Genomic DNA, 9708 nt, shown 5'->3' with positions numbered 1-9708 from the left:
GCCCCCCCCCGCGCGCCCCCGCGCCGCCCCCCCCCCGCCCCCCCACCCCCCCCCCCCCGCGGCGCGAGGGGGCCGGCGTGGTGCTGGAGGTCGGCGCGGGCGTCACCGGGCTGCGGCCCGGCGACCGGGTGATGGGCCTGTTCGCGGGCGTCGGCCCGGTCTCGTTCACCGACCACCGGCTGCTGTGCCGGATCCCGGACGGCTGGACGTTCGAGCAGGCCGCCGCGGTGCCCGTGGCCTACCTGACCGCCTATCACGGCCTGGTGGACCTCGGCGGGCTGCGCCGGGGGGAGTCCGTGCTGGTGCACGCCGCGACCGGCGGGGTCGGCACGGCCGCCGTGCAGCTGGCCCGCCACCTCGGCGCCGACGTGTTCGCCACGGCGAGCCCCGGCAAGTGGGACGTGCTGCGCGCCGCCGGGCTGCCCGACGACCACATCGCGTCGTCGCGGGAACCCGGCTTCGAACCGCGCTTCCTCACCGCCACCGGCGGCCGGGGCGTCGACGTGGTGCTCAACTCCCTGGCGGGCGAGCACATCGACGCCTCGCTGCGCCTGCTGCCGCGCGGCGGGCGCTTCCTGGAGATGGGCAAGACCGAGCGCCGCGACCCGGACGCCGTCGCGGCCGCCCACCCCGGCGTGGCGTACCGCGCCTACGACGTGCGCGACCCCGGCCCCGACCGGATCCGCGACGTGCTCGCCACCCTGCTGGACCTGTTCGAGCAGGGCGTCCTGCGGCCGCCGCCCGTGTCCACCTGGGACCTGCGGCGGGCGCCCGACGCCTTCCGCCACCTCGCCGAGGCCCGGCACGTCGGCAAGGTCGTGCTCACCGCCCCGGCCGACGACGTGTGGGACACCGCCCGCGCCGTGCTGATCACCGGCGGCCACGGGCAGCTCGGCCGGCTCGTCGCCCGGCACCTGGTGGCGGAGCACGGGGTGCGGCAGGTGGTGCTGATGGGCCGCCGCCTCCCGGAACCGGGCGACCCGGCGGCGGTGTTCGCGGAGGAGCTGGCCGGGTCCGGCGCGGACGTGCGCACGATCGCCTGCGACGCCGCCGACCGCGACGCCTTGGACGCGGCACTGCGCGACCTGGCCCGTGACGGCGTGCGGATCGGCGGTGTGGTGCACGCGGCGGGCGTGCTGGACGACGGGGTGCTGGCGTCGCTCACGCCGGACAAGCTCGACCGGGCGCTGCGGCCGAAGGTGGACGCGGCGCTCAACCTGGACGCCGCCACCCGGGACCTCGACCTCGGCGCGTTCGTCGCCTTCTCCTCGCTGGCGGGCACCCTCGGCACCGCCGGGCAGGCCGGTTACGCGGCCGGCAACGCGTTCCTCGACGGCCTGGTCGAGGCGCGGCGCGCGGCGGGACGACCGGGCGCCTCCGTCGTGTGGGGCCTGTGGCAGGGCGGCATGGCGTCCGACCTGACCGCCGCCGACACCGCGCGGATGGCCCGCACGGGCGTGCTGCCGCTGTCCGACGAGCGCGGCCTGGACCTGTTCGACGCCGCCGTGCGCCGCAACGCGCCGGTGGCCGTGGCCGCCGAGTGGGCGCTGGACGGCCTGCGCGACGTCCCGCCGCTGCTGCGCGACCTGGTGGCCGCTCCGGCCGCCCCCGCCGCGCCGACCGGGGGACCGACCCTGCTGGACACGGTCCGCCACGAGACCGCGATCGTCCTGGGCCACGCCTCCGGCCAGGCGATCGACCCGCTCGTGCCGTTCGACCGGATCGGCCTCGACTCGCTCGCCGCGGTCGAGCTGCGCAACCGCATCGACGCCGCGACCGGCATCCGCCTGCCCGTCACCTTCATGTACGACTGGCCGACACCGACCCACCTGGGCGAGCACCTGAGCGAGCTGGTCGGCCCCGCACCCGAGGACGTGACCTCATGACCCTGGCCGAGAGCACCCCGGTGCGCGCGCTGCGACCCAGGACCGACCCGACCGTCCGGCTGGCCTGCTTCCCCCACGCGGGCGGAGCCGCGGACGCCTTCACCGCCCTGTCCGCCGCCCTGCCCGAGGACGTCGAACTGCTCGCCTACCAGTACCCCGGCCGCCGCGAGCGCCGGGCCGACCCGGTGGCCGCGGACCTCACGACCCTGGCCGGGGAAGCCGCCCGCTTCCTCGCCCCGTACACCGACCGGCCGCTCGCCCTGCTCGGGCACAGCATGGGCGCGCTCGTCGCCTTCGAGACCACGCGGCTGCTCGAACAGCGCGGCACGGTCGCCCGCCTGTACGTCTCCGCCGCCCGGCCGCCCGACGAGGACTGGGCCGAGCCGGACCTGGACACCCTGACCGACGACGACATCGTCACCGAGCTGCGCCGACTGGGCGGCGTGCCCGAACCGCTCCTGCGGGAACCGGACGTGGCCGCCGAGATCATCCGCCTGCTCCGCGCCGACCACCGCGCCCTGCGCCGCTACCACCCCGCTCCGGGCACGGGGGTGCGCGCCCCGATCACCGTGCTGCTCGCCGACGCCGACCCCAAGAACACCGCCGAGCAGACCCGCGGCTGGGCCCGCCACACCACCGGCGGCTGCCACACCGACCTGCTGTCCGGCGGCCACTTCGCCCTCACCGCCCGCGATCCGGCCGTCGGACACCTGATCACCCGCACCCTGACCCCGCCGCCGCCTCCCGCCACCCTGGTGCGGGAGATCTACGTGTCCGGCACCGCGCCCCGCCTCACCACCGACCTGACCGCCCTGGAGGCCGTGGCGAGCACCGCCATGACCCCCACCGCACGCGGCTACGTCGTCGGTGACGCGGGCGTGGGCGACACCGGCCGCGCGAACCGCGAGGCGTTCGCCCGCCACCGCCTGGTACCGCGGGTGCTGCGCGGCGCGGCCCGCCGCGACACGACGGTGACCCTGTTCGGACAGCGACTGGCCGTCCCGGTCCTGCTCGCGCCGACCGCCGCGCAAACCGTCGTCCACCCCGACGGCGAACCGGCCACCACCCGCGCCGCCGCGGACGTCGGCGTGCCGTTCGTCCTTTCGACCGGCTCGTCCCACAGCATGGAGGACGTCGCCGCCGAATCCGGCCCGCAACCGCGCTGGTTCCAGCTCTACTGGCCCGCGGACCGCGCCGTCGCCGCCTCCCTGGTCCACCGCGCCGAGCGCAGCGGCTACACGGCGATCGTCCTCACCGTGGACGCCCCGACCTTCGGCTACCGCCCGACCGACCTGGACCAGGGCTACCTGCCGTTCCTGCACCGGGCCGGCATCGCCAACTTCATCAGCGACCCCGTCTTCCGCGCCGCCCTGCCCCCGGACGCGGACGACCGCACGGTCGTCCAGCACTGGGCCCGCGTCTTCGCCAACCCCACCCTGACGTGGGACGACCTCCCCTGGCTGCGCACCGTGACGTCGCTGCCGATCCTCCTGAAAGGAATCCTGCACCCCGACGACGCCCGGCACGCCCTGGACCTGGGCGTGGCCGACGGCATCATCGTCTCCAACCACGGCGGCCGCCAACTGGACGGGACCGTCGCGGCCCTGGACGTCCTCCCCGCCGTCCGCGCCGCCGTGGGCCCGGACGTCCCGGTCCTCTTCGACTCGGGCGTCCGCACCGGCAGCGACATCCTCAAAGCCCTGGCGCTGGGCGCCGACGCGATCCTCTACGGCCGCCCGTTCCTGTACGGCCTGGCGCTGGACGGGCAACGCGGCGTCACCCACGTCCTGCGCTGCCTGCTGGCCGACCTGGACCTGGCCATGGCGCTCACCGGCTGCCCCACCATCGGCGACATCACCCCGGACCTGCTGGCCTGATGCGGCACGGGTTCACCGGTCGGGCCGACGGCCGCCCGTGACGTCGGCGGCTCGAACCGGTCAACGACCTGCTGCGCACCGCGTCCGGCCGGCCGGTTTCCCTCGCGGTGGCGGTGCGGCGGTGGGGTTCCGCGCGACCTGGGCGGAGCCCGACGTCGGCGTTGTCCTGTCGAGCCGGCGTGGCGGTGCGGCGGGTTCCCCGTGCTCCGGCATCCTGTACCGCCATGGGATGGCTGACCTATGGCATGAACGTCTCGGTGGACGGCTACATCGCCGACGCGAACGGCGACCTCGGCTGGAGCACGCCGGACGAGGAGTTGCACCAGTTCTGGAACGACCGCACCGGGCAGGTCGCGCTGTCGCTGTACGGGCGCAGGCTGTACGAGCTGATGGCGGCCCACTGGCCGACCGCCGGCGAGGCGCCCGACGTGTCCCCGGTGGAGGCCGAGTACGCGCGGCTGTGGCTCGCGATGCCGAAAGTGGTCTTCTCCAAGACCCTGGACTCGGTCGGGTGGAACTCCCGGCTGGAACGGGGTGACGTGGTCGAGGCCGCCAAGAGGCTCAAGGCCGAGACCGACGGCCTGATGGAGGTCGGCGGCGCCACGCTCGCCGCGCCCCTGGTCCGAGCCGGTCTGGTGGACGAGTTCCACGTGCTCGTCACCCCGGCCGCGATCGGCGGCGGCACGCCGTTCTTCCCCTCGCTGGACAGGTGGCTGACCCTGGAACTGGTGGAGAACCGCGCCTTCCGGTCGGGCGCTGTCCTCCTGCGCTACAAGTCCGTCCGCGACTGACGGACACCGGCGACCGACCCCGCCGGGCCCGCACGCGACTGCCACCGCGCGTCCGCCGCTCCCGCGGTGACGCCGGCCGTCATCGGTGCGGGCCTCGGCGGTCGGGTCCATCCAAGACCAAGACGTGTGCACCCGCGGCTCTGGCGCACTTCCGGTGGTGACGGTGAGTGGCCGGTCGGTTCGTGATCCTGTTGTGGATGTCGACCCTCTTGCGGGGACGGTATTTCCGACTGCCGGTTCCGGTCGTCGGGTGCATGGCGGAGGGCGTCGGTCGCGGTCCGCATCCGCGTTGTGGCCGTGCCGCCGGCGCTGCGATGACGAAGGCGTCGACAGCCCGAAAGCACCTCCCCGGCAAGCGGATCGATCTCGACCGCAAGGTCGAGGCCGCGACCGGCTACTCCGTCACCACCGAAAGTGCGCCAGAGCCGATCACGAGGTAGACCCCTCTTCAGGCGCGTCCTCTGCGACCGTGGCACTGCCGTGGACATCGACGCCGATGTCCTTTGTGACTCCGGCGCCGATGTCCTCTGTGACTCCGATGCCGATGTCCTCTGTGCCGACGGTGATGGCGCCCGCGTACTCGTCGTCCTGGCCGCGACTGCGGTGGTAACCCGAACGGTCGGTCATGGCTGCTCACTTCCCGCGCTGGATACGGGACGTCCCTGCCCGACGTGACCGCAGGCATCGCGCCTCGTGTGCTCTTGATACCCGTCCGTCTCCGTGCCGTAGCGCGCGAATCCGAAAACCACTCGAAAGAGACACGATGGTGCCTGGGTGTTCGCGAGAGTGCCCCGTCCACACCGTTCAGCGTGGGCCGCCGTCTTCGCTCGGCTCGTCGGGCCGGGCACCGGCGACCGCTCGATGGCCACCCGGATCGGACCGAGGGCACGGACGCGCCGGGTTCGACCTCCTCCGCCACCGCATCCTCCTACCCTGACAGATACCCGGCGCCACCACCGACTACGGGTCAGAGCTCACCCGCAGATGTATTCGCGGGCGTTGAAGAGCGGACATCCGGCACGCTCGGTAGCTACGACGGCGACGGCCAACCGGTCTCAGTCCCCGATGGAGTCACAAGAGTGCCCTGTCGGGTCACGCACCCTGCGGGAGCCTCGCGAGCACCCCCGTTCCTGCGAGCATCGACCGGTGGTCGGCGCCGGGTCGACCGGGACGGGGACGAAGAGCCTTGACGCTGCAGGAGTCGCGCACCGGGACAACGACGGACCTCGGCACCTCCGAGGCGCCGGACCTGTTCGCCGCCGAGGACGGTCCCGTCGGGCACGACGTGTGGCGGCACGTGCAGCGTGGGCTGATCTACCCGTCGCCGTACGCGGTGTTCGCGACGTTCTGGCGGGCCGGGGACGGTCGGGCGCCGACGCTGCCCCAGCTGTCCGCGGTCCTCGCGGAGTTGCGCCACGAGATCCACGCGGACTTCGGCAGCGCCCACACCACCGTCGTGGCCGGCGTGGGTTTCCGGCTGTGGCACGAGTGGTGCCTCCAGGAGGACATGACGCCGCCCAAGGGGATGGCGCTGCGCTTCCCCACCGGCGAGCGAGGGGTGGACGCGGGATTCGCCCCGTCCAAGGTGTTCGAGCGCTCCAACGGCACCTTCGTGGACTCCGGGGCGGACCTGTGGTTCCACATCAAGTCCGCCAACGAGGACCACTGCCCCGCGGTGTTCGCACGGCTCAGCGCGAAGTTGGCCGCCACCGGCGGCATCGACGCCACCAGGACCGTGAGCCAGCAGGCCGCGACGAAGTCGGTGCGCGAGGACAAGCGCGGCGGCAAGGTCGTGGGCTGCCGGTTCTCCGAGAACCTCAACAACCCCACCAGCCCGGTCAGCTTCCAGAAGCACACCCTCGTCGGCCTGGACGACCCCGACTACCTCGGCGCGTCGTTCGTGCTGGCCCAGCGCTTCACGATCAACTGGTCGAACCTGCTGAACATGAACCCCGACCAGATCGAGGACCTGGTCGGCCGCACCGCCGACGACATCATCATCCCGTCCCGGGACGACCGCAGCCACATCAGCCGCTCGCGGGCGCAGGACGAGGCGGGTGACACCACCCCGTTGTTGCGGCTGAGCCTCCCCTACGGCACGTCCACCGCCCTGGGCGACGAGGACCTGCTCGCCAAGGGCGCGAGCCGCCGTGACGAGAAGGGCATCTACTTCGCCGGCTTCGCGAACTCGGTCGCGACGCTGGAGAAGATCATGGACCAGCAGATCGGGTCGAACGACGGCTTCATGGCCGACCGGTTGCTGTCCAACGTGCGGTCCGACCTCGGCGGGTTCTACTTCGTCCCGAGCCAGCTCAACCTGCGGCTGGACCCCACCCCGGTGCCGGACCTGGCGCGGTCGTGGGACGACTTCCCCGGCGTGGACTGGGAGAGGTTGGACCGGCACTTCGACCGGCGCTCGCGCAACGGCTACATGTACTACAACCACCACGACTACCTGCACCGCATGTCCACGATCCCGGCCGACCAGCGGGAGCACTGCCGACCGCCCTCGGGCCGGGTGCTGCGGCTGCTGGAGAACATGTTCTCCCGGTGGCAGGACAGCTGGTACTTCGACCGCGCGCAGCAGGAGTTGGAGCACCTGTCGGTCTACCTGGACCGGTACGTCGGGGAGCAGCGGTCCCGCGAAATCATGGCCCTGCCGGTGGTCGAGCGCATGGGCTGGGCCATCAAAATCGGTCTGGGCAAGGTGTTCGCGGGTGACGACTACGGGTTCCGCGGCCGGCGGCACGAGCACGGCAGGACGATCAACGGCGCCGACACCTATCACATCGAACCGGCCGAGCTGATCGTCGGCGGGATGCCCAACCTGGGGCTGGGCCAGGGCAAGTACGTCATCGACTACACGCGCGAGGACGAGCAGCTGCAGAACTTCTTCCGCGGCCTGAGCGCGGCCTCCGGCGTCGGCCACGTCGTCCCGGACTACCAGCGCCTGCTGGACAAGGGCCTGGACGGGCTGATCTCCGAGGTGAGCGCCAAGCTCGCCGCGACCGGCGACGAGGGCAAGCGGCAGTTCTACCGCGCCATCGTCCTGGCCCTGGAGGGGGTCGGCGACCACTGCCTCGCCTTCGCCGAGCTGGCCGCCCGGCTGGCCCACGACACGCCGCCGTCCCAGCAGGCCGAGCTGGAGAACCTGCTGGCCGTCCACGCCCGGATGCGCAAGCTGGCCCACCAGCCGCCGGACACGCTCCTGGAAGCCGCCCAGCTGATCTTCACCGTGCACTCGTGCCTGCACCTGGTGGGCGAGCCGACCGCCATCGGCCGCCTGGACCAGCTCCTGGAGCCCTTCCGGCGACAGGACCGCGACCTCGGCCTGATCACCGACGAGCAGGCGCAGGAGATCATCGACTGCCTGTGGGTCAAGCTCGGCGAGAAGGTCCTGTGGAACCGGACGTTCGTGGAGGACCACCAGCCCTACGGCAACATGGCGATGGGCGGCTTCAGCGGCAACTACCCCCAAGGGGCCGCCACCAACCAGTGGGTCCAGCAGATCACCGTCGGCGGAACGCTCGCCGACGACACGCCCGACGAGGGCGCGCCGGCCTACAACGCCACCACGATGCTGTGCCTGCTCGCCGCCCGCCGGCTGCCGCTCAACGCGCCGTGCCTGTCGCTGCGCGTGCGGCCGGACATGCCCCGCGAGTTCGCCGAGGAGGCCGCCCGCGCGCTGCTCAGCGGTGGCGCGCACCCCATCCTGCTCAACGACGCCAAGATCATCCCCGGGCTGGTGCGCAGTGGCGAGCACATCGGCGACGGCGGGCCCGACCCCACCGAGTTCACCCCGGTGCGGGAGAAGGCGGGGGAGAGGTGGCGCAGCGAGGTGCCGCTGGAGGTCGCCCGCGACTACGCCTGCGACGGCTGCTACGAACCCCAGTTCGTCGGCAGGAACTGGTTCACGCTCGGCCAGGTCAACATGCTGCACGTGCTGGAGGCCACCCTCAACCAGGGCAAGGCGTGGCTCACCGCCGGACCGATGTACTTCCGCGGCCAGCGGGTGTCGTTCACCTCGGCCAAACCGGTGGAGCTGACCACGTTCGAGCAGGTCGTGGAGCTGTACTTCAAGCACCTGCGGTGGATGTACGCCAAGCAGGTCGACGGCCAGCTGGCGGCGTTCGGCCAGATGAGCGACGTGTGCCCCTCACCGCTGCTGTCCTGCTTCATCGACGACTGCGTCGAGATTGGGCTGGACTACTACGCCGGAGGCGCCCGGTACAACGTCATCGCGCCCGGCCTGATCGCCCTGCCCAACGCCATCAACTCGCTCCTGGCGATCAAGCACCTCGTCTACGACCCCACCACCGCCGCCACCTCGCTGCCCGAACTGGTCGAGGCCCTGATGTGCGACTGGGGCGAGTCCATGGCCGAGCCCTTCGTCAACTCGACGGTGGGCGCCGGCCGCATCGCCGCCCGGGCCGAGCGCTTCCGCGACCTGCGCAAGGCCGCGCTGGCGCTGCCGCGCTACGGCCGAGGGCACGAGTCGGTCGACGACTTCGGCAACCGGTTCCTGCGCCGCGTCTCCGACACCGTGGTCTCGGTCCTCACCGACCCCGCCCCGCCCACCGCCCGCACCCTGGTCAGGCTGGCCAACGACATCGGCACCCCCGACCACCCGTTCGGCGTCCAGCTCCAGCCCGGCGTGGGGACGTTCGAGAACTATTTGGAGTTCGGCGCGGCCAACGGCGCTTCCCCCGAGGGACGACGACGCGGCGAAACCCTGGCCTCCGACCTCAGCCCCACGCCGAGCCCGGTCGACAAGCCCGTCGACCTCCAGGAGCGGGGGATCATCGCCTCGCTGCGGGGCTTCACCGGCGACGGCGCGGAATCACTCTGGGACGCCGCGCCCACCGACTTCAACATCCGCGAGGACTTCCCGCACGCGGCGCTGGTGGAGGTCATCGAGGAGTTCGCCCGCGGCACCGGCTCCAACCTGCTCACCGTCACCTGCGCCGACCCCGCGACCATGGCCGCCGCCCGCCGCGACCCGGAGCAGTACGACCTGCTGCGCGTCCGCATGGGCGGCTGGAGCGAGTACTTCATCACCCTGTTCCCCGACCACCAGCACCAGCACCAGCGCCGCCCGATCAGCACCCCCGACGGGGGCCCCCGGGCGCCGCCCCGCGGGGGGAGTTCCCGGGC

General features: G+C 72.8%; 5 protein-coding genes and 1 pseudogene. 5 read left to right on the top strand and 1 reads right to left on the bottom strand.

What is annotated here, in order from left to right:
* Positions 1-77 precede the first annotated feature (77 nt).
* The 4 genes and pseudogenes from ACFXGA_RS38180 to ACFXGA_RS38165 all read left to right on the top strand — a co-directional run bounded on the left by ACFXGA_RS38180 (position 78) and on the right by ACFXGA_RS38165 (position 4554).
* The gene (locus ACFXGA_RS38180) at positions 78-1886 is read left to right on the top strand and encodes an SDR family NAD(P)-dependent oxidoreductase (RefSeq protein WP_378097411.1); all 1809 of its coding nucleotides are present in this window, start codon (positions 78-80) and stop codon (positions 1884-1886) included.
* Positions 1883-2578 (top strand): annotated as a pseudogene (locus tag ACFXGA_RS38175) (thioesterase II family protein); the annotation flags it as partial. The gene ACFXGA_RS38180 and the pseudogene ACFXGA_RS38175, both read left to right, overlap by 4 nt.
* A gap of 60 nt (positions 2579-2638) precedes the next feature.
* Positions 2639-3763 (top strand): alpha-hydroxy-acid oxidizing protein, encoded by a 1125-nt coding sequence (locus tag ACFXGA_RS38170; RefSeq protein ID WP_378097414.1) that lies wholly within the window; start codon positions 2639-2641, stop codon positions 3761-3763.
* A 224-nt stretch (positions 3764-3987) separates the two neighbouring features.
* Positions 3988-4554, top strand: a complete 567-nt coding sequence (locus ACFXGA_RS38165; RefSeq protein ID WP_378097408.1) for a dihydrofolate reductase family protein — start codon at positions 3988-3990, stop codon at positions 4552-4554.
* 429 nt (positions 4555-4983) lie between these two features.
* Here ACFXGA_RS38165 and ACFXGA_RS38160 read toward each other — a convergent pair whose 3' ends face one another.
* Positions 4984-5181 carry a hypothetical protein gene (locus tag ACFXGA_RS38160; protein WP_378097405.1) on the bottom strand — a complete coding sequence of 66 codons (198 nt, stop codon included), beginning with the start codon at positions 5179-5181 and terminating at the stop codon, positions 4984-4986.
* A 559-nt stretch (positions 5182-5740) separates the two neighbouring features.
* Between ACFXGA_RS38160 and ACFXGA_RS38155 the strand changes: the two genes are divergently transcribed.
* On the top strand, positions 5741-9708 hold a 3968-nt coding region (locus ACFXGA_RS38155; protein WP_378097402.1), incomplete at its 3' end, for a Dyp-type peroxidase.

This window comes from Actinosynnema sp. NPDC059335 (assembly GCF_042752395.1).
Classification (GTDB): domain Bacteria; phylum Actinomycetota; class Actinomycetes; order Mycobacteriales; family Pseudonocardiaceae; genus Actinosynnema.
The sequence above is the reverse complement of the archived record's forward strand: the minus strand, read 5'-3'. Positions and strand labels throughout refer to the sequence as shown.